Consider the following 24,042-nt stretch of genomic DNA (forward strand, 5'->3'; position numbering starts at 1 on the left):
ATGCCGTAAACGCCTACCCTATGCCGAATCGGCATGAGCTTTTTCAAATGAAACTGGCGTCCCAACCGGTTCGAATACGACATTTCGGCAGGCATAAGTGCCGTGAACCGGCCATTTCAGAGCAGGTTGGTTGTTTTTTAAACAGTTGAATTCATGGCGAAACTTAAGAAAAAGCCTACGTTTGGCAGTGAAAACTCTCGCGCTGAAAGTAGGAGGTTTCTCGATATACGGTCGTGAAGAAACACCGCGAAACGGTTTTGCGGGGAATATGCAGCAGAAGGGAATGAACGAAGTGCTCTAGATCAACGTTTTGCACGTTGAAGCTCTTCGCAAGTCCGTCGAGCCGCTCGGGGCCGGCGAACTTGCGTCGCAGCTTTACTGACCTGACCCGGCCCTTGCGCAAGCACTCCATGTGCTCGTAGGTCACTCCGACCCTGAAACAGTCAGAACGTCCCGACCCCTTGGTCATGCGCCTGCCTTCATCGGGTGGCGCACTGGAGAGAAGCAAGGCTGCTCCTCTTTTGTTTCAAACTCAGTACCAGTTCGGATCTTTCTTCAGTTGTTCCATCAACAGGTCCTGCATGCCCTGATTCGGCTTCCCGAGGAAGCGGTAGTCGGCATGGCGAGTGGGTGATTTGTCGGCGGGCAGTCCCGCAGGCACCTCAACCAGCATCGCGTAGGCATCCTTTTTGTTGAAACTGAATGCCACGATCAAGCGTTTGTTCAGGCACGTCTGCTGTGTTTCGCACAGCGGCCCCACCAGATACTTGTCGCCATCCTCCTGGACAGCATTCATTTGCTCGGCATCGCCCGTGAGATTCATCACCCATTCCGGCAGTCGTTCTTCCTTCTTCACGACTTTTGTCCAGGTTTCACGGTACTGCGGGTCCGAGTTCAGCAACTCGTTGGCCCGCGTCTGGCCATCATTGGCCGCCATCGCCATGGCACTGCCGCCCAGAAGCAGGGCGGCTGCCAGTGTCTTAAACAGAACGCTCATATTCAGCCTCGACCGCGACGGCCGAAGAAGAACGAAGCAACAAACATCACCAGGAACACGACAAAGAGAATCTTGGCGATACCCGTGGCGGTGCCCGCGATACCACCGAAGCCCAGTACGGCGGCGATGATGGCAATGATCAAGAATGTAATTGCCCAGCTCAACATGGTGATTCTCCTTACTCTTCTATTTAAAGGTATGTCTGTTGGTGCTTTTCCCGGCGCATGGATCACGCCAAGTTCGGTTCTTTAGAACACCCAACGTTCCTGACGGGGCATCTGATCCACAGGCTGAGCCTGGTCGACTTCCATCATTCGCATCGGGGCGCTGTCAGCCAGATTGCTGCTGACGGCAGTGAAGTGGGTCTGGGTGGCGTGTTGAATCGACAGACGTGGCGCCTCTGGCTGCTGGCTCTGTTCCCAACGAGCGAATTGCTGGCCGCCGATCAAAGTGATCGAAAGGGCGAGCATCGCGAACAAACCCTGCTGGATATGCAGTGGCGAGATACGCAATTGGGCGGCACGTTGGCGATTCATCCTGTAGCTCCTCCACCGGGGTGGTCATCTTGTTGAGGGCGCTCGTTCCGTGAATGCCCTGCGTTAATCAGACCATTGCAGTCTGCATGCCAGCTTTTTGAATGAAAAAAACTTAATAAAATCAATTGCTTATATATGTGATGAAAATCGTTCCACACGCATCCTGCACGATGGGGTCCTGACGGTCGTGCGTTATGCACGAAAGATTCAGAGGAACTTTCAAATTTTTTGAATTGCGAGGAGGGCGCGGATGTCAGACGTTCAAGCAGGTAATCGCCGAAATCTTGGATTTTTGATAAAAAACCAATGAAATCAGCCAATTAACCAGAAGGGCAGTAGATAGCTACACTGCCGGGGCTGGAATGGATCAGAATCAACCATGCAACTTGCCCGATTTTCTCGGGACTAATCAAAATCATTCAGTAAGGAGCGTCGGAAAATGGAATCAGCCACTGAGCATCAAGGCCGCATTCTGCTGGTAGACGACGAGTCCGCCATCCTTCGTACCTTCCGTTATTGCCTCGAAGACGAAGGCTATACCGTCGCCACCGCCAACAGCGCCGCGCAGGCCGATGCACTGTTGCAGCGTCAGGTGTTTGACCTGTGCTTCCTGGATTTGCGTCTGGGTGAGGACAATGGCCTCGATGTATTGGCGCAGATGCGCATTCAGGCGCCATGGATGCGGGTAGTTATCGTCACCGCGCATTCCGCCGTAGATACCGCCGTCGATGCGATTCAGGCCGGTGCCGCCGATTATCTGGTCAAACCCTGCAGCCCGGATCAACTGCGCCTGGCCACCGCCAAGCAACTGGAAGTGCGCCAGCTCTCGGCGCGCCTGGAAGCCCTTGAAGGTGAAGTGCGCAAGACCAAGGACGGTCTGGATTCTCACAGCCCGGCCATGAAGGTTGTGCTGGAAACCGCCCGCCAAGTGGCCGGCACCGACGCCAATATTCTGATTCTCGGCGAGTCCGGGACCGGTAAAGGTGAACTGGCGCGGGCCATTCACGGCTGGAGCAAACGCGAGAAGAAGTCCTGCGTCACGATCAACTGCCCGTCCCTGACCGCCGAGCTGATGGAAAGCGAGCTCTTCGGTCACAGCCGTGGTGCGTTCACCGGCGCCAGCGAAAGTACGTTGGGTCGCGTCAATCAGGCTGACGGCGGTACGCTGTTTCTCGACGAGATCGGCGACTTTCCGCTGACTTTGCAACCAAAGTTGCTGCGTTTCATCCAGGACAAGGAATACGAACGGGTCGGCGACCCGGTCACTCGGCGCGCTGATGTGCGAATCCTCGCGGCCACCAACCTCAATCTTGAAGACATGGTCCGCGACGGTCGTTTCCGCGAAGACCTGCTCTATCGCTTGAACGTAATTACCCTGCATCTGCCGCCATTGCGCGAACGCAGCGAAGACATCCTGACCCTGGCCGATCGTTTCCTGGCTCGCTTCGTCAAGGAATATGCGCGGCCGGCTCGGGGCTTCAGCGATGAGGCCCGGGAAGCGCTGCTCAGCTACCGATGGCCGGGCAATATTCGAGAGCTGCGTAACGTAGTGGAGCGGGCGAGCATTATTTGTCCACAGGAGCGCGTCGAGATCGTTCACTTGGGCATGGCCGAACAACCGGCCAATAACTCGCCGCGAGTGGGTGCCGCGCTGAGTCTGGATGAGCTGGAAAAAGCCCACATCGGCGCCGTACTGGCTACTGCCGGAACCCTGGACCAGGCAGCCAAAACCTTGGGCATCGATGCCTCGACCCTGTACCGCAAACGCAAGCAGTACAACCTGTGAGCAACATCCGATGAAACTGGCGATGAAGTTGCGGACCCGGCTATTCCTGAGTATTTCCGCACTCATCACCGTCGCGCTGCTCGGGCTGTTGCTCGGGCTGATCAGCGTTATGCAAATGGCCGGCAGTCAGGAAGCACTGATCCGCAATAACTTCGTCACCCTGGATCTGGGGCTGAAGCTGCGCCAGACCCTGGGTGATCAACTGATCATCATGCTCAGCGAAAAACCGGATACTGCGCAGTTTGCCGCGTCGAAGCAGCATTACTTCGAACTGCTCGATGAAGGCATCGCCCATGAGCAGGGGGTTGTGGAGGGCCAGTATGGCTTCCAGCAGGCCAAGGCCGACTACCAGAGTTTTCTCCAGGCCCTGGAGCTGTCCCACGATCCTGCCCATGTACTGACGGGCAACGATGAGGTCACGGCCAAATTCAATCAGCTGCGCAACGGCTTGATCGCCGAACACAAGCGCGCCCTGGATAACATCAACGACACCCAGCGCAAGGCCCGTGACCGGGCGCTGCTGATCGCCGGCCTGCTCGGGTTGGTCGGGCTGGCGGTCCTGATCATCGGCTTCGTCACCGCCCATGCGATCGCCCGCCGTTTCGGCGCGCCGATCGAGGCGCTGGCACAGGCCGCGGACAACATCGGCCAAGGCAATTTCGAAGTGACCCTGCCGATCTCCTCGGCTGAAGAAATGAACCAGCTGACCAAGCGCTTCGGGATCATGGCCGAGGCCCTGCGTGAACACCAGGCAACCAATGTCGACGAACTGTTGGCCGGCCAGCAACGCTTACAGGCCGTACTCGACAGCATCGACGACGGTTTGCTGATGATCGACCGCGAAGGCCATCTGGAGCACCTCAATCCGGTGGCGCAGCGGCAATTGGGCTGGGACACCGACCGTCTCGGCCAGGGTTTGGGGTCGGCACTCGATCGTCCCGAACTGGATGCACAGCTGCAACTGGTCTTGCGTGGCGGCACTCTGGAGCGGGCACCGGAAGACTTGAGTGTCGAAGTCGATGGCGAGTCGCGGCTGTTGACTTACAGCCTGACGCCGGTCAGCCATACCCAAGGGCATATTCTCGGCGCGGTGATGGTGTTGCATGACGTTACCGAACAGCGAGCGTTCGAACGGGTGCGCAGTGAATTCGTCCTGCGCGCCTCTCATGAGTTGCGTACACCGGTTACCGGGATGCACATGGCGTTCGGGCTGTTTCGCGAGCGAGCGAAATTTCCCCCGGACTCCCGCGAAGCGGACTTGCTCGATACCGTAAATGAAGAAATGCAGCGCTTGATGCAACTGATCAACGACCTTCTGAACTTCTCCCGCTACCAGAACGGCTTGCAGAAACTCACGCTGGGGCCGTGCGTCATCGAGGACTTGCTGGAGCAGGCACAGGGTCGTTTTGCGGGGGAGGCCGCGCAGAAGGGCATCGACTTGCTGGTGGAAGTGCAAGGGCCGCTGCCGCGCTTGCAGGCGGACCAGGCGCAGCTGGATCGAGTGCTCGACAACCTGATCGACAATGCCTTGCGTCATACCGCCGCGGACGGGCAGATCCGTTTGCAGGCCCGGCGCCACGGCGAGCGGGTGATTATCAGTGTCGAGGACAACGGCGAAGGCATTGCTTACGGCCAGCAAGGACGGATTTTCGAGCCGTTCGTGCAAGTGGGTCGCAAAAAGGGCGGCGCCGGACTTGGCCTCGCGTTGTGCAAGGAAATCGTGCAATTGCACGGCGGGCGGATGGGGGTTTATTCGCGGCCGGGGCAGGGCACGCAGTTCTATATGGCGCTGGCGGTATAAGCGTTTTTACGCTTCGTCATCCAGGCGTCGGCCGGTCAGTCGTCGGCCGCGGGTGATCAGTTCGATGAACTGCACCGCACTCAGCGCATGGGCGAACAGCCAGCCCTGACCGAACTTCACCCCCTCGCTGCTCAGGAATGCCGCTTGGGCTTCATGCTCGATGCCCTCGGCGATCACCTTGAGCTGCAGGGCCTGAGCCATGTGAATGATGTGCGGGGCCACACCGCTGCTGGCAGCGTCATGCCCCAGGGCATCGATAAACGCCTTGTCGATTTTCAGGCAATCCACCGGCAGGGTTTGCAGGTAGGCCAGGCTGCAATAGCCGGTGCCAAAGTCGTCGATCAGCACCTGATGCCCGACATCGCGCAAGGACTGCAGGTTTTCCCGGGCCACCACCACGTCGACCAATCCACGTTCGGTCACCTCAAAGGCAATCTGTTTGGCCGCAACCCGGTGCAGGGTCAGCAGTCGCGCCATCACCTGGCCGATACGCGGCACCATCACATCGCAGGCTGCGAGGTTGACCGAGATGTACAGCTGCGGATTGGCTCGTAGCAGTTGCCCCAACTGTTCAAGCAGACGCTGCAAGACGAAGTCGGTCATTTGGCGAATCTGCCCGGTGTTTTCCGCCATCGGAATAAATAGATCGGGGCTGGTCAGCGTGCCGTCCGGCCTGCGCCAGCGCAACAGGGCTTCGGCACCGACGCAGTTACGGCTGTCGAGGTCGAAGATCGGTTGATACAACACCTGCAACTCGCCACGGCGTATCGCGCCTTGCAGTTCGGCATCCAGCGATTGACGCTGACGCACCAGCAGGAACACCAGGATGCCGACGATAATGCCCAGCGCCAGGCTCGCGGGCAGCAGCCACCACCAGACCGCCGGTACATGCATGGCGGTACGCGGCGTGATCAGCACCAACTGATACTCCGGGTTGTTGGTGGGCATGCGATAAATCAAACGGGTTTGGGTCACTTGCAGCGCACCACTGCTGGTTGGTGGCCAGGGTTCCGTGGGTGGCCAGGCCTGGTCGGCGCCCAACACCGGAATCGCCCGCTTCCCATGATCGAGTACCACCAACAGGCTGCTGCCCGGTGAGAGATCGACCATGTCAGTCAAATGCCCGCGAGAGGTTGCCACGCGAAAATTGCCTCGACTCAGCATCAGTGCGGCGCGGTTTTCGTCGGGTTCGGTGGTGGTGTTCAGCCAGTAACTGTAAGTGGGGCCTCTGAGGTCCGCCGGTCGAATCATCGTCAGCCCTTCCTGGCGAGGGCGATTGGAGCAGATTCGGTTGCCCTCCATAAAAGCGGCTTCGTAGACGAATCGGTAGCTGAAGCTGATCTGCTGCAAGGTGGCGATCATTTCGTCGTTGCACGTTCGCAACGGCTGGGCTTCCAGGTCATCCAGGCTTTCGCGCAGTTGCCCGAACATCTGCTCAAGACGGGCGAGGAACCGCTCGCCCTGGGCGTTCATTTCCTGGCTTTCGTTCTGCTCGACCTGATTCATCGCGATAAACAGGCTGCCGGCCATCAGCAGGGTTGCACTCAAGGCAGCAGCCAGCATCGCCAAAAACCAAGGGCGATAGAACCAACTACGCAACCTCTCTCGAGTAGCAGCCATTTGGGAACATCCGAAGAATTACCAATGAGTTATAGCTGCTGATTGAGAAAAAGCCCGGACCGTCGGGCGGGCGTCATTATTTTGTCTGATTGAGCACCAAGAGCATGGCTGCGGTTTGCGCATCCGGGGTGCCATCGAATCGGGAAGGGCGGTAATGCATCTGGAATGCCGCCAACACATGTCGCGTTGCCACATCCAGTTCGCCGGTCTGTGGCGTCGCGTAGCCCAGACGCGCCAGCTCTTCCTGGAACCAGCCGATGCTCGGCAGCTCAGCCGCGAACTGTGCTTGCCGGCTCGCGACAGCCTGCTCGTTTGGCCAGATGCCCAGACCTTCGGCGGCCAGGCGTTTCCAGGGGAACAGCGGGCCGGGGTCGAGTTTGCGCAGCGGGGCGATGTCGCTATGACCGATGATGTGCCGAGGGCTGATGCCATTGCGTTTGCTGATGTCCTTGAGCAGGACGATCAAGGATTGCACCTGGGCTTCGCTGTACGGGTACCAGAGGCGACCGGTCGGTGTCTCGCTGAAACCCGGATTGACGATTTCGATGCCGATGGAGCTCGAATTCAGCCAGGTCCGGCCTTGCCACTCGCTTTCCCCGGCGTGCCAGGCGCGAAGGTTTTCATCCACCAGTTTGTAGATGGTTGCGCCCTTGTCATCCCCGATCAGGTAATGAGCGCTGACCTCGCCATGGGTCAACAACTGCAGCGAACGTTCCAGGGATGCGTTGGTGTAATGCACCACCACGAACTGCACGCGGCTGTCGAAGTTGGCGGAAGGGTGACTGGTGTCGAAACGTGGACCGCTGGCACAACCGGCCAGCAGCAGAAGCGACACAACGAGAGCAAGAAATTTCATGGCAGAAGGCAGTACACGCGAGACGATAATGCAACAGTGTAACGTAATGCCTGTCGTGACGATGGCAAAAGAGCCGCTTTAAACAAAATGGAACAATTAGCGTTCAGCCCTGCTCCACCCGATTGCGCCCGGCATTTTTTGCCCGGTATAGCGCCTGATCGGCTCTTTTAAGTACTAAATCGCTGTGTTCTCCGGGTTTGAATGCGGCCAGCCCCATGGAAATCGTGACCGTCACCCGTTCACCCTTGAAGTGAAACGGGCAGGCTTCAATCGAAGCGCGCAGGGTTTCCAGCAGTTTTAACCCGACAGCCGGCACGGTGGCCGGCATCAGCAGCACGAACTCTTCGCCGCCGAAACGGGCAATGAAGTCCGACCTGCGCAGGCGTTTGCGCAGCACGCTGGCGATTATTTTCAGCACCTTGTCGCCCGCCAGGTGGCCGTAGTTATCGTTGATGCGTTTGAAATGGTCGAGGTCGAGCATGGCCAGCATCAGTGTGTTGCCGTGCTGCTGCCACTGGCCGATTTCGTGCTCTAGCCGTTCGCTCCAGGCTGCTCGGTTGGGTAGCCCGGTCAGCGGGTCGATCAGGGCTTTTTGACGCTGTTCTTCAAGGTGTTCGCGATAGCCCAGGGCTTCCTGCTCCATGTGCGCAACCCGTTCGGCCAGGCTTTGCAGGCGGGCGGCGACTTCCTGTTCACGCTCATCCCGCTGCTTCTGATGCTGGTCCATGGTGCCGAGCAGACCTTCCAGATGGTTCTCCAGAACGTGCTTGAGGTCTTCCAGGTCGGCGGCGTCCTGCATGCTGGTTTGCAGGCCATCGACCTGCTCGCGAATCTGCGTGTCCATCTCGCGCGCGGCGGAACGGTTATCGGCATGACCAGCGCTGGCGGCTTGCAGGTTGCTCTGGAACGACTCGAGGCGCTCGTTGAGTTGCTGCAAGTACGCTTCGAATTCGTGCTGGCCGCTGTCGGTAATCGCCAGCATCAAGGTCGCCAGATCGTCGAGGATCGGCAGCAACTCGTACCAGTTCAAACCATTTTGCAGCCGCTCGCGCATGGCTTCGGCTTGCGGGCGGTGGCGTTCCGGCAGCGTCAGGTCGTCGAGCAGGCCCAGCAGCGTTTCTTCGATATGAGTCGCCACGGAGCTGTAGGACGGTTCTGGTGAGTCCGGCAGCGCGTAGAGGATGTCTTGCTCGGGGTGGTCCGGATCGATTGCGGCCAGAGCCTCGGCCATGACCGAAGGCAAGGGCAGGCTGTCGAGGAAGATCGGTGTTTCTGGCTGGGTCGCCGGGATCAGTTCGTCTGGATTGACGGCCGGCTGTGCTTGGGCGGCAGGCGCGATGATCGATTGCGCCGGCGCCGGGGGCTGCTCAGGTTCCGGCGGCGGTGCTGGCGGCTGGGTTTGCGCTGACTGCGGTTGCAGAACCGGCGGGACAAATGCCACAACTTCCGGCACAGGTACTGTCGGCGGCACTGGCGGCACTGGAACAGCGGCGGCGGTCGGCGCGACTTGGACCGTTGGCTGCGCCGTTTGCGGCACGCTGGCGGCTGGCGCGGTTTCGACCTTCGTCGGCGCCTCGGCACTGGGTACAGATACAGGCTCTGCAGGTTGTTGAGTCGGCGCCTGAACGGCGGGGGCAGCGACCTGAGGGGCTGACTCTTCCGCGTCCCGGCTACCAAACAACCGCTGCAACAAGCCTGGACGGCCAGGTTCGGCAGGGTTTTCCAATTGATTAAGGGCTTTGCCTTGCAAGCCGCTCAGTTCGCTGAGCAGCAACGGAATCTCACGCGCTTGGCCGACGCGTCCATCCAGTTGCTTGGCGAAGGTCTTGAGCGGTCGGCTGACTTCCCGGGGCAATGGCAATGCCTGGAGTTGCGAGACCAGCGCGTTCAGTGCCGCGCTGACCTGGTCGACCCGGGTTTCGCGGCGCTGCTCGGAGTCGAGCACGGCTTTTTCCAGGCGTGGCAGGAGTGCAGCGAGGCCGGCGTCCATGTCATCGGTGCGCACGACTTCACGCATTTCCTTCATGCACAGGTCAACAGCGCGGTCGGTGCCCTCGGCCGCCAAGGTGCTGCGCACCAGTCCGCGACGCAACAGGTCGAGCCGAGCGTCCCAGCGACGTTCGAGCTTTTCCTGTTGTTCGATGCTTTTGAGGTATTTCTCTTTCCAGCGCTGTGCTTCGTCGCTCATTCATGGGATCCGCGAGGGGCAGGACTCAACGCGGGGAATGCATCGGCCGTGAGCGAACCCGGCAAACGAATCTCTACCGCGACCGGCAGGTGATCGGAAATCGGTTGTGCCAGCACTTCGACCCTTTCCAGGGTCAGGGTCGGGCTGAGCAGAATATGGTCCAGGCAGCGCTGCGGGCGCCAGCTGGGGAACGTCGCTTCCAGTTGCGGCGCCAGTAGTCCGAGGTCGCGTAACGGGGAGTTTTGCAGCAAGTCGCTGGCATGGGTGTTCATGTCGCCCATCAGTACCTGGTGCTTGTAGCCGCCGATCAACTCGCGGATGTAGGCCAGTTGCAGGCTGCGCACGCGCGCACCAAGGGCCAGGTGCATCATTACGACGACCAGCGCCTCGGGACCTTCGCCAAAACGTACCAGGATCGCGCCACGCCCCTTCGGCCCCGGCAGCGGATGGTCTTCAATCGCCCACGGGCGCAGGCGGCTGAGCACGCCATTGCTGTGCTGGCCGAGGCGACCGAGGTTGCGATTGAGCTGTTGATACCAGTAAGGGAAAGAGCCCAGTTGGGCCAGGTGTTCGACCTGATTGACGTAGCCTGATCGCAGGCTGCCGCCATCGGCTTCCTGCAAGGCGACCAGATCGAAGTCACCCAGCAGATTGCCGATCTTTTGCAGGTTGTCGGCACGCCCGGTGTGCGGCAACAGGTGTTGCCAGCCACGGGTCAGGTAGTGCCGATACCGCTCGGTACTGATGCCGACCTGGATATTGAAGCTGAGCAAACGCAGACGGCTGTCTGCGGGCAGGCCCGTCGATTCCAGATGATGCGTGTTGACCTGCGGTTCATGCAGGCCAACGACGCGTTCAGTACCCCAGCGGCGCATGGCAGGGGCCGCGCTTAGTTGGCGGCAGCCTTGTTAGCCGCTCGCTCTTTGTCGACCAGTTTGTCGGCCAGTTGCAGGGCTTGTTCGGCACCGCCGGCGGAACCCACGTCAAAGCGATACTTGCCGTTGACGATCATGGTTGGCACGCCGGAGATTTCGTACTTCTTCGCCAGCTCTTTGGCCTGGACGATCTTGCCCTTGATGGCGAAGGAGTTGAAGGTGGCCAGGAACTTGTCCTTGTCGACGCCCTGGGTGGCCAGGAATTCAGCCATCTCTTCAGGAGTGGTCAGGCGTTTATGCTCTTTCTGGATCGCTTCGAACACGGCCGAGTGGACCTTGCTTTCGACGCCCATGGCTTCCAGGGTCAGGAACATTTGACCGTGAGCATCCCAAGGGCCGCCGAACATAGCCGGGATACGAACGAAGTTCACGTCGGAAGGCAGTTTTTCAACCCACGGATTGATCACCGGCTCGAATGCATAGCAGTGCGGGCAGCCATACCAGAACAGCTCCACCACTTCGATCTTGCCAGGGACAGCCACTGGAACAGGGTTGGTCAGTTCGACGTAAGGTGCCGCGGGTGCTTCGGCGGCCTGGACGTTCATGCCGAACAGGCTGGCAGCGACGAGTGCGGCGCTGATGATCAGATTACGCATGCTTTACTCCTGGACAATTTTGGTCGCCTCGCGCGACCTGTTTTCAGACAGGTCCTGGCGGGCTTGAGTTCTGTAGTGTAACGGCAGCGGCCACAAAAAAGGGCAGCCTAAGCCACCCTTTTTATACTTGCTGCGACGGATTAATCGAGCGTTAACGTTGCAGGAGATGTCCATCGCCCGCAACGCTCGATCCGCTGGCCTTAGTGCAGGCCCTGGATGTAGCTGGACACCGCTGCGATGTCTTCGTCGCTCAGCCGCTTGGCGATGGTCTGCATGGTTTTGGTGTCGCCGTCGTTGGAACGACCGCCTTCTTCCTTGCGGAAGTCGGTCAGTTGCTTGGCCACATATTGAGCGTGCTGGCCGCCCAGGTGTGGGAAGCCGGCGGCCGCGTTGCCTGCGCCATTAGGCGAATGGCAGCCGGTGCAGGCTGGCAGGCCCTTGGCCAGATCGCCACCACGGAACAGTGCTTCACCGCGAGCCACGACTTTAGGGTCGGCGGCGCCAACACTGCCTTTCTGGCTGGAGAAGTAGGCGGCGATATCGGCCAGGTCCTGATCGCTCAGGTTGGTCAGCAGGCCGGTCATTTCCAGTACCGTGCGTTTACCGGATTTGATGTCGTGCAACTGCTTGTTCAGATAACGCTCGCCCTGACCTGCCAGTTTCGGAAAGTTAGGCGCCATGCTATTGCCATCCGGGCCATGACAGGCGCCACAGACTGCGGCTTTCGCCTGACCAGCTGTTGCATCACCTGCAGCATGGGCAATGCCGGAGATCCCCACGGTCAACAGCAGACTCACGATCAATTTGTTCATCAGCTAATCCAACTACGGCTAAGGGTTAAAGAGTTATGGGCCGGGTTTACTCGCTCATCCAGTGGATGATGGCTTGGTAATCCTCGGCACTGCAGTCCATGCACAAACCACGCGGCGGCATCGCCTTGAAACCCTGGGTCACGTGTTGCACCAGCGTCTCCATACCTTTCGCCAACCTCGGCGTCCAAGCTTCCTGATCGCCCTTTTGGGGCGCCATGGGGAGTTGGCCGGAATGACAGGCACCACAAACACGGTTGTACACAGCTTCCGGATCCTGTGTAGCCTGAGCGCTGTAAAGCGGCATCAAGACACCGGCAGCTAGCAGCCATTTCGTCATAAAACGACCTTTTCAGGGTAGAGAGCGTTCTGCGTTCTAATGCGCAATCAAGGTCAATCGCTCTCGTGAACTTCATCCTACGCTGGGACAAAGCGCACACAAAATCTGCGGCATTATATACTGGCGCTACTGAAACGGAAACGACACCGCTTGCCGCGTCCATTCCCGGCGCCGCCCACATCGGAAATCCCATGCAACTCAAGAACCCCATCCTCGGCCTGTGCCAACAGTCCACCTTCATGCTCAGCGCTGCCAAAGTCGACCAATGTCCGGACGACGAAGGCTTTGAAGTAGCCTTCGCCGGGCGTTCCAACGCCGGTAAATCCAGCGCGCTGAACACCCTGACTCACGCCAGCCTGGCGCGGACCTCGAAAACTCCGGGTCGCACGCAGTTGTTGAACTTCTTCAAGCTAGACGATGATCGGCGTCTGGTCGACCTGCCGGGCTACGGTTATGCAAAAGTACCTATTCCGCTGAAGCTGCACTGGCAGCGTCACCTGGAAGCTTATCTGGGCGGTCGCGAGAGTTTGAAAGGTCTGATTCTGATGATGGACATCCGTCATCCAATGACCGACTTCGACTTGCTGATGCTCGATTGGGCCGTCGCCGCTGGCATGCCGATGCACATTTTGCTGACCAAAGCGGACAAGCTGACCTACGGCGCGGCGAAAAACGTTCTGCTCAAGGTGCAGGCAGACATTCGTAAAGGCTGGGGCGATGCGATCAGCATCCAGCTGTTCTCGGCGCCAAAACGCATGGGCCTGGAAGACGCCTACACTGTATTGGCAGGCTGGATGGAATTGGCGGACAAGGGCGCCGAGATTGCCCCGAGTGCTGAATAGGACTTTTCTGCAGGCAAAAAAAACCCCGGACTTCGTATGGGGAGGGGGAAGTTCCGGGGTTCAAGTTCCGGACCGCTAGGGCGGGGTCCAGATATCTGCCAACACTTAACACAACATAGGAGCATCGAAGGGCTTCACCAGCCATTCAGTAAATCTGAGTGGCGGTTCACCAGATTAGTTCAGAATATTTTCAAATGCCTTTGGAATAACCCAGCGCATTTTTCGAACTAAGCGCCCTTCGCCCGATTCTGCCGCGGCGCTATGCCGCAGCAGAAGTCTCCCCTTCAGGTGGCTCAGTGAGCCTCATCCCAGTTATTGCCCACACCAACCTCGACCAGCAGCGGCACGTCCAGTGTCACGGCGTTGCTCATGTGCGCGCGGATTTCTTCGCGCACCTGATCAACCAGGTCCTCGCGCACCTCTAGCACCAGTTCATCGTGCACCTGCAGGATGACTTTGGCGTCCAGGCCCGAGGATGTCAGCCAGTTATCCACCGCCACCATGGCTTTCTTGATGATGTCCGCCGCGGTGCCTTGCATCGGGGCGTTGATCGCCGTGCGCTCGGCGCCTTTGCGCAGGGCCGGGTTTTTCGCGTTGATCTCCGGCAGGTACAGGCGACGACCGAAAATGGTCTCGACGAAGCCCTGCTCGGCCGCTTGAGTGCGGGTGCGCTCCATGTAGGCCAGCACGCCGGGATAACGGGCGAAGTAACGGTCGATGTACGCCTGGGACTGCTTGCGGTCGACGCCGATCTGTTTGGCCAGGCCAAACGCACTCATGCCGTAGATCAGACCGAAGTTGATCGCTTTGGCGCTACGGCGCTGATCGGTGGTGACGTCCGCCAGTTCAACCCCAAAAACTTCGGCCGCAGTCGCTTTGTGCACGTCGAGGTCGTTGCGGAAGGCGTGCAGCAAGCCTTCGTCCTTGGCCAGGTGAGCCATGATCCGCAATTCAATCTGCGAATAGTCCGCTGCCAGCAGTTTGTAGCCTTTCGGGGCGATAAACGCCTGACGAATCCGCCGACCTTCTGCGGTGCGGATCGGAATGTTCTGCAGGTTGGGATCGCTGGACGACAAACGCCCGGTCGCCGCTACCGCTTGGTGATAAGAGGTGTGAATCCGTCCGGTGCGTGGGTTTATCTGCTCTGGCAGGCGGTCGGTATAGGTGCTTTTCAGCTTGCTCATCGAGCGGTACTGCATCAGCACCTTGGGCAGTGGGAAGTCTTGATCGGCCAGTTCCGCCAGCACGGCTTCCGCGGTCGAAGCCTGACCCTTAGCGGTTTTGCTGAGCACTGGCAGGCCGAGTTTTTCGTACAGGATCGCGCCCAATTGCTTCGGCGAGCCGAGGTTGAATTCTTCGCCGGCGATGGCATAAGCCTCACGTTCCAGCTCGACCATTTTCTTGCCCAGCTCAACACTCTGGACGCCCAACAGTTTGTCATCGACCAGTGCGCCTTGACGCTCGATCCGCGCCAGCACCGGCACCAGCGGCATTTCGATGTCGCTCAGAACTTTGCTCAGGCTCGGAATCGCGTTGAGCTTTGCTTGCAGAGTTTGGTGCAGGCGCAGGGTCACGTCGGCGTCTTCGGCGGCGTACGGCCCGGCCAGTTCAAGGGAAATCTGGTCAAAGGTCAGCTGCTTGGCGCCCTTGCCGGCGATGTCGGTAAAACCGGTGGTGGTGTGATTCAGGTACTTGAGCGCCAGGCTGTCCATATCGTGGCGGGTCGCGGTGGAGTCCAACACGTAGGATTCGAGCATGGTGTCGAAAGCGATGCCTTGCACCGTGATGCCGCAGTTCTGATCGCCACCGATGGCGCAGTTGGCCAGGATGTTCATGTCGAACTTGGCGTGCTGGCCGACTTTGAGCTTGCTCGGGTCTTCGAGGATCGGTTTCAGCGCCCGCAGCACGGTGTCGCGATCCAGTTGCTCCGGCACGCCCATGTAGGAGTGGGTCAGCGGGATGTACGCGGCTTCGTTGGCCTGTACCGCGAACGACAGGCCCACCAGTTGCGCCTGTTGCGCATCGACGCCGGTGGTTTCGGTATCGAAGGCGAACAGTTTGGCGTCGTTCAATTTCTTCAGCCAGAGGTCGAAGTCCGCCTGGGTGAGAATGGTCGTGTACTTGAGTTCAGCCGCGGCGACGACTTCTTCCGCCACGGGCGCGACCACTTCCTGGCCCGAACGTTTGGCGTCGCGCTGGTTGTCTTCGAACCAGCTCTTGAATTCCAGCAGGGTGTAGAGCTCGGCGAGTTTGTCGTGATCCGGTTGGCCCATTTGCAGGTCGTCGAGGCCGATGTCCAGCGGCACGTCGATCTTGATGGTCGCCAGTCGATAGGAGAGGAATGCCATCTCCTTGTGTTCTTCGAGCTTGGCCGGCAGGGTCTTGGCGCCGCGAATCGGCAGGGTCGGGACGATGTCGAGCTGCGCGTAGAGCTCGGTCAGGCCGCCGTTCACGCCCACCAGCAGGCCGGAAGCGGTTTTCGGGCCGATGCCCGGAACGCCCGGAATGTTGTCGGAAGAATCGCCCATCAGCGCCAGATAATCGATGATCTGCTCGGGAGCGACGCCGAATTTCTCCTTCACGCCCTCCACGTCCATGCTGCTACCGGTCATGGTATTGACCAAGGTAATGTGGCCATCGACCAGTTGCGCCATGTCCTTGTCGCCGGTGGAAATCACCACCGGGCGGTCGGCCGCTGCGCTGCTGCGTGCCAGGGTGCCGATCACGTCATCGGCCTCGACGCCTTCGACGCACAGGAGCGGGAAGCCGAGGGCGATCACGCTCTGGTGCAGCGGTTCGATCTGCACGCGCATGTCGTCGGGCATGCTTGGACGGTTGGCCTTGTACTCGGCAAACATCTCGTCGCGGAACGTTCCGCCCTTGGCGTCAAATACCACGGCAAACGGGCTGTCCGGGTACTGCTTGCGCAGACTCTTGAGCATGTTCAACACACCCTTGACCGCGCCGGTCGGCAGGCCTCTGGAGGTGGTCAGCGGTGGCAGGGCGTGAAAGGCCCGATACAGGTAAGAAGAACCGTCCACCAGGACGAGGGGGGCTTGGCTCATGAGCAGGATCAACCTTTTCGGCGGGTCCGGCGCTAGAATAGCGGGACCGTTGACGACAAAGGGACAAGGTTATCATGCGCACACTAAATCGCCTGTTGCTGGCTGGGTTGTTTGCAACCGTTCCGTTGGCCGTCATGGCGGCGGACGATGTGTCAAAGGCTGAGCCAGAAGTCACGATCCACACGGAAGGGGACAAGGTCATTCAGGAATACCGCCAAAACGGTTTCCTGTACGCCATCAAGGTCACGCCGAAAGGTGCGCCGCCGTATTTTCTGGTGCGCGCGGACGGTACAGATGCAAACTTCATCCGCTCGGATCAGCCGGATATGCTGATTCCGTCGTGGAAAATCTTTGAGTGGAAGTAGTTTCTTAACTTTAATCGGCGCCGCTTCAATCGCGGCGCCCGAACTGAGCAGTTTTTAACCATGTCTGTGTTCACCCCCCTGGCTCGGCCCGAGCTGGAAACCTTTCTCGCCCCATACGGGCTCGGCCGCCTGCTCGATTTCCAGGGGATTGCCGCCGGTAGTGAAAACACCAATTTCTTTATCAGCCTGGAGCAGGGCGAATTTGTCCTGACCCTGGTCGAGCGCGGTCCGGTTCAGGAAATGCCGTTCTTCATCGAGCTGCTCGACGTACTGCACGAAGCCGACCTGCCGGTGCCCTACGCATTGCGCACCACGGACGGCGTAGCCTTGCGCGAACTGGCCGGCAAACCGGCGTTGTTGCAGCCGCGTCTGGCCGGCAAACACATCAAGCAAGCGAACGCCCAGCATTGTGCGCAGGTGGGTGAGCTGCTCGGCCATCTGCATCTGGCAACCCAGGCCAACATGATCAAGCGCAAGACTGATCGCGGGCTGGACTGGATGCTGGAGGAGGGCACGCAGTTGCTCTCACACCTGAATGCCGAGCAAAGCGATCTGCTGCAACGGGCACTGGACGAAATCACACAGCAGAAGACGAAAATTCTGGCGCTGCCGCGGGCCAACATCCACGCCGACCTGTTCCGCGACAACGCGATGTTCGAAGGCACGCACCTGACCGGGTTGATCGACTTCTACAACGCTTGTTCAGGTCCGATGCTTTACGACGTGGCGATTGCCTTGAATGACTGGTGTACGGACGAACAAGGCGTGATCGATGGACCGCGAGCCCGGGCCTTGTTGGGCGCTTATGCGGCGCTGCGGCCATTCACCGCTGCCGAAGCCGAGCTGTGGCCGACCATGCTGCGCGTGGCGTGTGTGCGGTTCTGGCTGTCGCGGTTGATTGCGGCGGAGTCTTTTGCCGGGCAGGACGTGTTGATTCACGATCCGATGGAGTTTCAGCAGCGCTTGGCGCAGCGGCAAAAGGTCAGTACACCGTTGCCGTTTGCCCTTTAAATTGTGGCGAGGGGGCTTGCCCCCGTTGGAGCGCGAAGCGCTCCCGTGCGATCTATTGGCCGATCAATTGGGGGCTGCTTCGCAGCCCTACGGGGGCAAGCCCCCTCGCCACAGGTTTTACGTCGGTTACAACGACTCCAGACACCCTGCCAAATCATTCCCCAACTTTTCCAACACCTGCTCATAGCCCTGAGCAGTCGCCGGCGTATAGCCGCCCAACGCATCCAGTTCCGCCAATTTCACCGGCAGGCCGGCCACCAGGGTTTCCGCCAGGCGCGGACGTAGCGGTGGCTCACTGAACACGCAGGTCTTGCCGACTTCCTGCAAGCGCGTGCGCATCGCCGCGACATGCTGGGCGCCCGGTTGCACTTCGGCAGCGACGCTGAACACGCCTGTGTGCTTGAGGCCGTAGGCGTCTTCGAAGTAATCGAATGCTTCGTGGAACACGAAGTACGGTTTGCCCGCGACGCCCGCCAGACGAGCCTTCAGGCGTAGGTCCAAAGCATCCAGGCGTTCATCGAATGCCTTGAGGTTGCTCTGATAGCGCGCCGCGTTGTCGGGATCGGCAGCGCTCAAGTCAGCGGCCATTTTCGTGGCGATCACCCGAGCATTGACCGACGACAACCACAAATGCGCGTCCAAAGTGCCCGGACGGTGATCGTGGTCATGTTCGTCGGCATCTTCGGCGTGGGACTGATTATCTTCTGCGAAATGTCGCAGTTTCATCCCCGGCAAATCCTGCACGGCCACCGTGGGCAGCGTACGACCTTTCAGCACGCGGGGCAGGAAACCTTCCATGTCCGGACCGATCCAGTACACCAGATCCACCGACTGCACCTTCCGTACGTCGGACGGGCGCAAGGCGTAGTTATGCGGTGAGGCACCCGGCGGCAGCAACACTTCCGGAATCGCCACGCCGTCCTGCACCGCCGCTGCAATCAGCTGTAGCGGCTTGATGCTGGTGAGCACTTTGACGTCGGCCTGGGCCGATCCGATCAGCAGGAAACTTGCGACAAATGCGACAAAGACAGAAAAAAGTCGGGACACGATGACCACTCGAAGAGGCGAGAACGGGTAACATAATAACGTCTCTCACAAAACTCGTCGCCGCTCATGCCTAAAACACCGATTGCCAGCCGTCCCCACGACCACTCCCATTGCGTGCATAGCGCATTGTCAGAGGCCGATGCCCTGTGCGCACGTCAAGGCCTGCGCCTGACCGCCTTGCGCCGGCGGGTGCTGGAACTGGTGTGGCAAAGCCATAAACCGCTGGGTGCCTACGACATTCTGGCGGTGCTTAGTGAGCAGGATGGCCGCCGCGCCGCGCCGCCGACTGTGTACCGCGCGCTGGACTTCCTGCTGGAAAACGGCCTCGTGCACCGCATCTCCTCGCTGAACGCCTTTGTTGGCTGCAATCACCCGGAACACGCCCACCAGGGCCAGTTCCTGATCTGCCGCGAATGCCACGCCGCCATCGAGCTGGAACAGAAATCCATCAGCGATGCGATTGTGATCAGCGCCAAAGACGTTGGATTTGTCGTGGAAGCCCAGACCGTTGAAGTGGTCGGGCTCTGCTCGGGTTGCCAGGGGGCTTGATGAGCAACGCGCTGATCCGTCTTGAGCAGGTTGCCGTCACGTTTGCCGGGCAAAGCGTGCTGGAGAGCATCGACCTGAGCGTCGAGCCGGGGCAAATCGTCACCCTGATCGGCCCCAACGGTGCAGGCAAAACTACGTTGGTGCGCGCCGTGCTCGGTCTGCTGAAGCCGGACAGCGGCAGTGTCTGGCGCAAGCCGAAGCTGCGCGTTGGTTACATGCCGCAAAAACTCCACGTCGATCCGACTCTGCCGCTCTCGGTACTGCGCTTCTTGCGTCTGGTGCCCGGCGTGGACCGTGCGCGGGCCTTGGCGGCGCTCAAGGAAGTCGGTGCCGAACAGGTAATCGACAGCCCGGTACAAAGTGTTTCCGGTGGCGAAATGCAGCGCGTGCTGCTGGCTCGGGCACTGCTGCGAGAGCCGGAGCTGCTGGTGCTCGACGAGCCGGTACAAGGCGTCGATGTCGCTGGCCAAGCCGAGTTGTACAGCCTGATCACGCGTCTGCGGGACCGTCACGGTTGCGGCGTGTTGATGGTTTCCCACGATCTGCACCTGGTGATGAGCACCACCGACCAGGTGGTTTGCCTGAATCGCCACGTCTGCTGCTCCGGACACCCTGAGCACGTCAGCGGCGATCCGGCTTTCGTCGAGCTGTTCGGCAAGAACGCACAAAGCCTGGCTATTTATCACCACCATCACGACCACGCCCATGACCTGCATGGCTCTGTGGTTAGCGCGGCCCCGTCGGCCAAACCCCACGTTCACGGAGATAGCTGCAAGCATGGCTGATTTTCTGCTCTACGCCCTGCTTGCAGGTCTGGCCTTGGCCCTGGTCGCGGGCCCATTGGGTTCATTCGTGGTCTGGCGGCGCATGGCCTACTTCGGCGACACCCTGTCTCACGCCGCACTGCTGGGCGTGGCCTTGGGCTTCCTGCTGGATGTCAGCCCCACGGTTGCCGTCACCGTCGGCTGCTTGCTGCTGGCAGTGTTGCTGGTGACCTTGCAGCAGCGTCAGCCGCTGGCGTCCGACACGCTTTTGGGAATTCTCGCACCGAGCACGCTCTCGCTGGGCTTGGTGGTACTAAGCTTCATGCATGAAGTGCGGATCGACCTGATGGCCTATCTGTTTGGCGACCTGCTGGCGATCAGCCCGACCGATCTGGCCTGGATCCTCGGTGGCAGTGCCGCAGTGCTGGCGTTGCTGGTGACGTTGTGGCGGCCATTGCTGGCGATCACCGTGCACGAAGAGTTGGCCACGGTGGAAGGTTTGCCGGTGGCAGCGTTGCGCCTGACTTTGATGTTGCTGATCGCCGTGGTAATCGCCGTGGCGATGAAAATCGTTGGTGTGTTGCTGATTACTTCGCTGTTGATCATTCCGGCGGCTGCGGCACAACGTCACGCCCGCTCACCGGAGCAGATGGCACTGGGCGCGAGCCTGCTGGGCATGCTCGCGGTGTGTGGCGGGCTGTCGCTGTCGTGGTTCAAGGACACCCCGGCGGGCCCGTCGATTGTGGTGACGGCCGCCGCGCTGTTTCTGCTGAGTTTTGTCCTGCCCCGTCGAGGGGTGTAGACTTGCTCGTTTTTTGCGCAAATAGAGAGTCGCAGGAATGAAGCCGTTCGCCTCCCGTTATCTGCTCCTTGTCGCATTTTCTCTGCTGCTGGGCGCTTGCCAAAGCACGCCACCGGCGGCCACCGAGGCCCCCGATGCACGGGCCACGGCCATCGCACAACTGGAACAAAACCTGGCCAGTAGCGAGTTGGCCACCGCCGAAGACCAATTGGCTACCTTGCAGGCGGCGTCGCCAAACGACCCATCCCTTGTGCAATACCAACGGCAACTGGCCGAGGCCTATCTGCAACGCAGCCAGATCGTGCTGCAAAAAGGCGATGTGAATGCTGCCGCCACAGCCCTGAGCCGCGCCCGGGCGTTGATGCCCAAGGCGCCAGCGCTGACTGGTGGGGTCAACAACGCCATCGTCAATGCGCGCAAGGCTGAGTTGGACAAAGCCGAAGCGGCGCTCATGGCTGCCGAAGCCAAGCCGAAGGCGAAGGTGATCGACCCAACGGCTGAAAGCACCACGGTTGCGTTGAACCTCAACGATATGAGCAAACTTCGTCATCAACTGGATGCGATTGCCGCCGATGTGGTGAATTACGAATGCGATGTGAGCATTCAGGCACCGCGCACCCAGGATTACCCTTGGCTCGCCACGCTGCTGACCAAACGGGTAAAGAAGCTCGATCCGGATTTTGACCTGAAGCTGGAAAAGCAGATTCTGCGCAACATTCCGGCGCAGATGGTGTTAAGTCCGCGTAAGCCCTAAAAGCTTCGCGAGCAAGCCCGTTCCCACGTTTGAATGCATTCTAAATGTGGGAGCGGGCTTGCTCGCGAAGGCGTCCTTCCAGTCAATAAAGAACCTTAAGCCGGAATCGCCTTGGCCTTAGGCTCCCGATCCCAAACCCGATGCTGCCCAATCGCGGCAAAGAACGCCTTGAACAGCTTGGCATCCGCACCAACGATCAACCCCGCATCCGCCTCCAGTTTCAACACATCCAGCAACTGCTTGGCCTCGCCATGCAACGCGATCGCTTTCAGGTGCTTGTACGCCTCCAGCACGTAATGCAGCGCCACGCCATCGGTGCTCAACGCCTTGATCGACGCCGCGCCACCCGGCACGAACACCGCATCGAAGGCTACGGACGGCAAGCCTTCCATCGACGCATCCACCGGCAGTGATTTGCCATCGGCGGTTGTCACCGGCGCGGACGTCGGGCCGAGCAATTTCGCGTGGGCACCTTCGGCGGCCAGCGCTTTTTTCAGCGCATCAATCGCTGCACCATCGACGCCGTTGGCCGCAAGAATCGCCACTTTCCGCGTCTTGATGTTCTCTGGCAGCAAGTTGGCCTGGCTCAGGGCTGGGGAGTGATCCAGCGAGGTTTTGCGCACCTCAACCGTGCCGGCCTTCGGCGCTGGCAGACCAAGGTTTTGCGCGACGCGCTTGGCCAGTTCCAGGTCGATGTTGGCGAGGATCTCATTGACTTGACGCTCGCGAATCCACAGCCGTTCAACCTTGCCTAATTCGAAGCTGTAAGCCGAAATGATGTGTTCCTGCTCGTGCTTGCTCATGCTCTTGAAGAACAGCCGCGCTTGGGAAAAGTGGTCGCCAAACGACTCGCTGCGCTGACGGATCTTGTTCGCATCGATGCGTTCCGGGTACGTCTCGAAGCCACCGTCCTGCGCCGCTGGTGGCGTTTCCTTCGGCCAGCCGCCATCAATCGAGTTCGGCTCGTAGGACGCACGACCTTTGTCGATGGTGGTGCGGTGCAACGCATCCCGTTGGCCGTTGTGGAACGGAGCTACCGGGCGGTTGATCGGAATCTCGTGAAAATTCGGCCCGCCGAGTCGGCTGATTTGCGTGTCGGTGTAGGAAAACAACCGGCCTTGCAGCAACGGATCGTTGGAGAAGTCGATCCCCGGCACGATGTGCCCCGGGCAAAACGCGACTTGCTCGGTTTCGGCGAAGAAATTATCCGGGTTACGGTTAAGCACCATTTTGCCCAGCGGCGTGATCGGGACGATTTCTTCCGGGATCAGTTTGGTCGGGTCGAGGATGTCGAAGTCGAAGCTGTGCTCGTTCTCTTCCTCAATGACTTGTACGCCCAGTTCCCATTCCGGGTAGTCCCCGGTTTCGATGGCTTCCCAGAGGTCGCGTCGATGGTAGTCAGTGTCTTTACCGGCGAGCTTCTGCGCCTCATCCCACACCAGCGAGCAAGTGCCGGCGGTAGGGCGCCAGTGGAATTTGACGAAGCGCGATTTGCCTTCGGCATTCACCAGGCGGAACGTGTGCACACCGAAACCCTGCATGCTGCGCAGGCTTTTCGGGATCGCCCGGTCAGACATGGCCCAGATGACCATGTGCGCCGATTCGGGTTGCAGAGAAACGAAGTCCCAGAACGTGTCATGGGCCGAGCCGCCGGTAGGCATCTCGTTGTGCGGCTCGGGTTTCACCGCGTGGACGAAGTCGGGAAACTTGATCGCGTCCTGGATGAAGAACACCGGCATGTTGTTGCCCACCAGGTCGAAGTTGCCTTCGTCGGTGAAGAACTTCACGGCGAAACCTCGTACGTCCCGCACGGTATCGCCTGACCCGCGTGGGCCTTGCACCGTGGAAAAGCGCACGAACACCGGGGTTTTCTGACCAGGGTCTTGTAGGAATCCCGCCTTGGTCAGCACGGAATGGTTTTCGTAGGTCTGGAAGAAACCATGGGCACCGGTGCCACGGGCGTGGACGATGCGCTCTGGAATGCGTTCATGGTCAAAATGCGTGATCTTTTCACGCATGATGAAGTCTTCCAGCAGCGACGGCCCACGGGCGCCGACCTTCAAGGTGTTCTGGTTGTCAGAAACCTTCACGCCCTGGTTGGTACGCAGGGCTTGCCCGGTAGCGTCGGAGCGGAATGTCTCCAGGCTGTCGAGTTTGGTGTTGGTGTTGCCGCGGTCCAGGGTATCGGTCCCGGCCAGTGCGCTTTTAGGGGCGGCAGGCTTTTTAGTAGTCATCAGTCGTAAACTCCTCGTTGCGATTCCCGCCGTAGCCAGGACTCTTATGCATTCCCCAGGCACGGCACCGGGGGCCTTTTCGAGTTGCCTTATTAGTGACTGATGAGGTTTTTAGCCGTTCCTTTTTTCTGACCTTTGATCGCGT

22 protein-coding genes are annotated in these 24,042 nt (G+C 59.7%); 9 read left to right on the plus strand and 13 right to left on the minus strand.

From position 1 onward, the window contains the following. Positions 1–532: 532 nt before the first annotated feature. The 3 genes from ACWIKB_RS03465 to ACWIKB_RS03475 form a co-directional block, all read right to left on the minus strand. Positions 533–997: an inhibitor of vertebrate lysozyme family protein gene (locus ACWIKB_RS03465; protein WP_475265323.1), complete on the minus strand. Its 465-nt coding sequence runs from the start codon at positions 995–997 to the stop codon at positions 533–535. 2 nt (positions 998–999) lie between these two features. Continuing rightward, positions 1,000–1,164: a DUF1328 domain-containing protein gene (locus ACWIKB_RS03470; RefSeq protein WP_008002172.1), complete on the minus strand. Its 165-nt coding sequence runs from the start codon at positions 1,162–1,164 to the stop codon at positions 1,000–1,002. 81 nt (positions 1,165–1,245) lie between these two features. Further along, positions 1,246–1,533: a hypothetical protein gene (locus ACWIKB_RS03475; protein ID WP_475265324.1), complete on the minus strand. Its 288-nt coding sequence runs from the start codon at positions 1,531–1,533 to the stop codon at positions 1,246–1,248. A gap of 439 nt (positions 1,534–1,972) precedes the next feature. On the opposite strand from ACWIKB_RS03475, the gene algB reads away from it, so the two are divergent. Next, entirely contained in the window at positions 1,973–3,319 is a 1,347-nt protein-coding gene (gene algB, locus ACWIKB_RS03480; RefSeq protein ID WP_054048028.1) for a sigma-54-dependent response regulator transcription factor AlgB, read from the plus strand. Positions 3,320–3,329: 10 nt separating this feature from the next. Beyond that, positions 3,330–5,120: a KinB sensor domain-containing domain gene (locus ACWIKB_RS03485; protein WP_475265325.1), complete on the plus strand. Its 1,791-nt coding sequence runs from the start codon at positions 3,330–3,332 to the stop codon at positions 5,118–5,120. A gap of 6 nt (positions 5,121–5,126) precedes the next feature. Here ACWIKB_RS03485 and ACWIKB_RS03490 read toward each other — a convergent pair whose 3' ends face one another. The 7 genes from ACWIKB_RS03490 to ACWIKB_RS03520 all read right to left on the minus strand — a co-directional run bounded on the left by ACWIKB_RS03490 (position 5,127) and on the right by ACWIKB_RS03520 (position 12,464). After that, positions 5,127–6,740, minus strand: coding sequence for an EAL domain-containing protein (locus ACWIKB_RS03490; protein WP_475265326.1), 1,614 nt, complete (start codon positions 6,738–6,740; stop codon positions 5,127–5,129). Between the two features lie 76 nt (positions 6,741–6,816). After that, positions 6,817–7,596, minus strand: a complete 780-nt coding sequence (locus ACWIKB_RS03495) for an N-acetylmuramoyl-L-alanine amidase (protein WP_475265327.1) — start codon at positions 7,594–7,596, stop codon at positions 6,817–6,819. Positions 7,597–7,699: 103 nt separating this feature from the next. Continuing rightward, positions 7,700–9,784 (minus strand): GGDEF domain-containing protein, encoded by a 2,085-nt coding sequence (locus tag ACWIKB_RS03500; RefSeq protein WP_475265328.1) that lies wholly within the window; start codon positions 9,782–9,784, stop codon positions 7,700–7,702. After that, entirely contained in the window at positions 9,781–10,659 is an 879-nt protein-coding gene (locus ACWIKB_RS03505) for an endonuclease/exonuclease/phosphatase family protein (protein WP_475265329.1), read from the minus strand. Before ACWIKB_RS03505 ends, ACWIKB_RS03500 begins: the two co-directional genes overlap by 4 nt. A 14-nt stretch (positions 10,660–10,673) precedes the next feature. Continuing rightward, positions 10,674–11,315 (minus strand): thiol:disulfide interchange protein DsbA/DsbL, encoded by a 642-nt coding sequence (locus tag ACWIKB_RS03510; RefSeq protein ID WP_475265330.1) that lies wholly within the window; start codon positions 11,313–11,315, stop codon positions 10,674–10,676. A 200-nt stretch (positions 11,316–11,515) separates the two neighbouring features. Next, positions 11,516–12,127, minus strand: coding sequence for a c-type cytochrome (locus tag ACWIKB_RS03515; RefSeq protein WP_475265331.1), 612 nt, complete (start codon positions 12,125–12,127; stop codon positions 11,516–11,518). Positions 12,128–12,173: 46 nt separating this feature from the next. Further along, complete coding sequence (locus ACWIKB_RS03520; RefSeq protein WP_054048012.1) at positions 12,174–12,464, minus strand: c-type cytochrome; 291 nt, start codon at positions 12,462–12,464, stop codon at positions 12,174–12,176. A gap of 191 nt (positions 12,465–12,655) precedes the next feature. Here ACWIKB_RS03520 and yihA point away from each other — a divergent pair, with 191 nt between their 5' ends. Beyond that, the gene (gene yihA / locus ACWIKB_RS03525) at positions 12,656–13,306 is read left to right on the plus strand and encodes a ribosome biogenesis GTP-binding protein YihA/YsxC (RefSeq protein WP_054048010.1); all 651 of its coding nucleotides are present in this window, start codon (positions 12,656–12,658) and stop codon (positions 13,304–13,306) included. Positions 13,307–13,599: 293 nt separating this feature from the next. On the opposite strand, the gene polA is transcribed toward yihA, so the two are convergent. Then, positions 13,600–16,371: a DNA polymerase I gene (polA, locus tag ACWIKB_RS03530; protein WP_475265332.1), complete on the minus strand. Its 2,772-nt coding sequence runs from the start codon at positions 16,369–16,371 to the stop codon at positions 13,600–13,602. 74 nt (positions 16,372–16,445) lie between these two features. On the opposite strand from polA, the gene ACWIKB_RS03535 reads away from it, so the two are divergent. Together ACWIKB_RS03535 and ACWIKB_RS03540 are read left to right on the plus strand one after the other, a co-directional pair. Then, positions 16,446–16,736 (plus strand): DUF2782 domain-containing protein, encoded by a 291-nt coding sequence (locus ACWIKB_RS03535; protein ID WP_201199341.1) that lies wholly within the window; start codon positions 16,446–16,448, stop codon positions 16,734–16,736. Between the two features lie 60 nt (positions 16,737–16,796). Beyond that, complete coding sequence (locus ACWIKB_RS03540; protein WP_475265333.1) at positions 16,797–17,747, plus strand: homoserine kinase; 951 nt, start codon at positions 16,797–16,799, stop codon at positions 17,745–17,747. A gap of 126 nt (positions 17,748–17,873) precedes the next feature. Here ACWIKB_RS03540 and ACWIKB_RS03545 read toward each other — a convergent pair whose 3' ends face one another. Beyond that, positions 17,874–18,794 (minus strand): zinc ABC transporter substrate-binding protein, encoded by a 921-nt coding sequence (locus ACWIKB_RS03545; RefSeq protein WP_475265334.1) that lies wholly within the window; start codon positions 18,792–18,794, stop codon positions 17,874–17,876. Between the two features lie 66 nt (positions 18,795–18,860). Between ACWIKB_RS03545 and zur the strand changes: the two genes are divergently transcribed. Genes zur through ACWIKB_RS03565 form a run of 4 tightly spaced genes read left to right on the plus strand, consistent with a single transcriptional unit; the run spans position 18,861 to position 21,663 of the window. Continuing rightward, on the plus strand, positions 18,861–19,343 hold the full coding sequence (gene zur / locus ACWIKB_RS03550; protein WP_123408492.1) for a zinc uptake transcriptional repressor Zur: 483 nt from the start codon (positions 18,861–18,863) through the stop codon (positions 19,341–19,343). Then, positions 19,343–20,128, plus strand: a complete 786-nt coding sequence (znuC, locus tag ACWIKB_RS03555; protein WP_163910488.1) for a zinc ABC transporter ATP-binding protein ZnuC — start codon at positions 19,343–19,345, stop codon at positions 20,126–20,128. Before zur ends, znuC begins: the two co-directional genes overlap by 1 nt. After that, a complete protein-coding gene (znuB, locus tag ACWIKB_RS03560; protein ID WP_475265335.1) occupies positions 20,121–20,909 on the plus strand; it encodes a zinc ABC transporter permease subunit ZnuB in 789 nt (262 codons plus the stop codon). Before znuC ends, znuB begins: the two co-directional genes overlap by 8 nt. Positions 20,910–20,946: 37 nt before the next feature. Next, positions 20,947–21,663 carry a PA5502 family lipoprotein gene (locus tag ACWIKB_RS03565; RefSeq protein WP_475265336.1) on the plus strand — a complete coding sequence of 239 codons (717 nt, stop codon included), beginning with the start codon at positions 20,947–20,949 and terminating at the stop codon, positions 21,661–21,663. Between the two features lie 95 nt (positions 21,664–21,758). Here the strand turns inward: ACWIKB_RS03565 and katE are convergent, their stop codons facing one another. Next, complete coding sequence (katE, locus tag ACWIKB_RS03570) at positions 21,759–23,897, minus strand: catalase HPII (protein ID WP_475265337.1); 2,139 nt, start codon at positions 23,895–23,897, stop codon at positions 21,759–21,761. Positions 23,898–24,042 lie beyond the last annotated feature (145 nt).

Source organism: Pseudomonas sp. 5Vm1k, assembly GCF_056161485.1.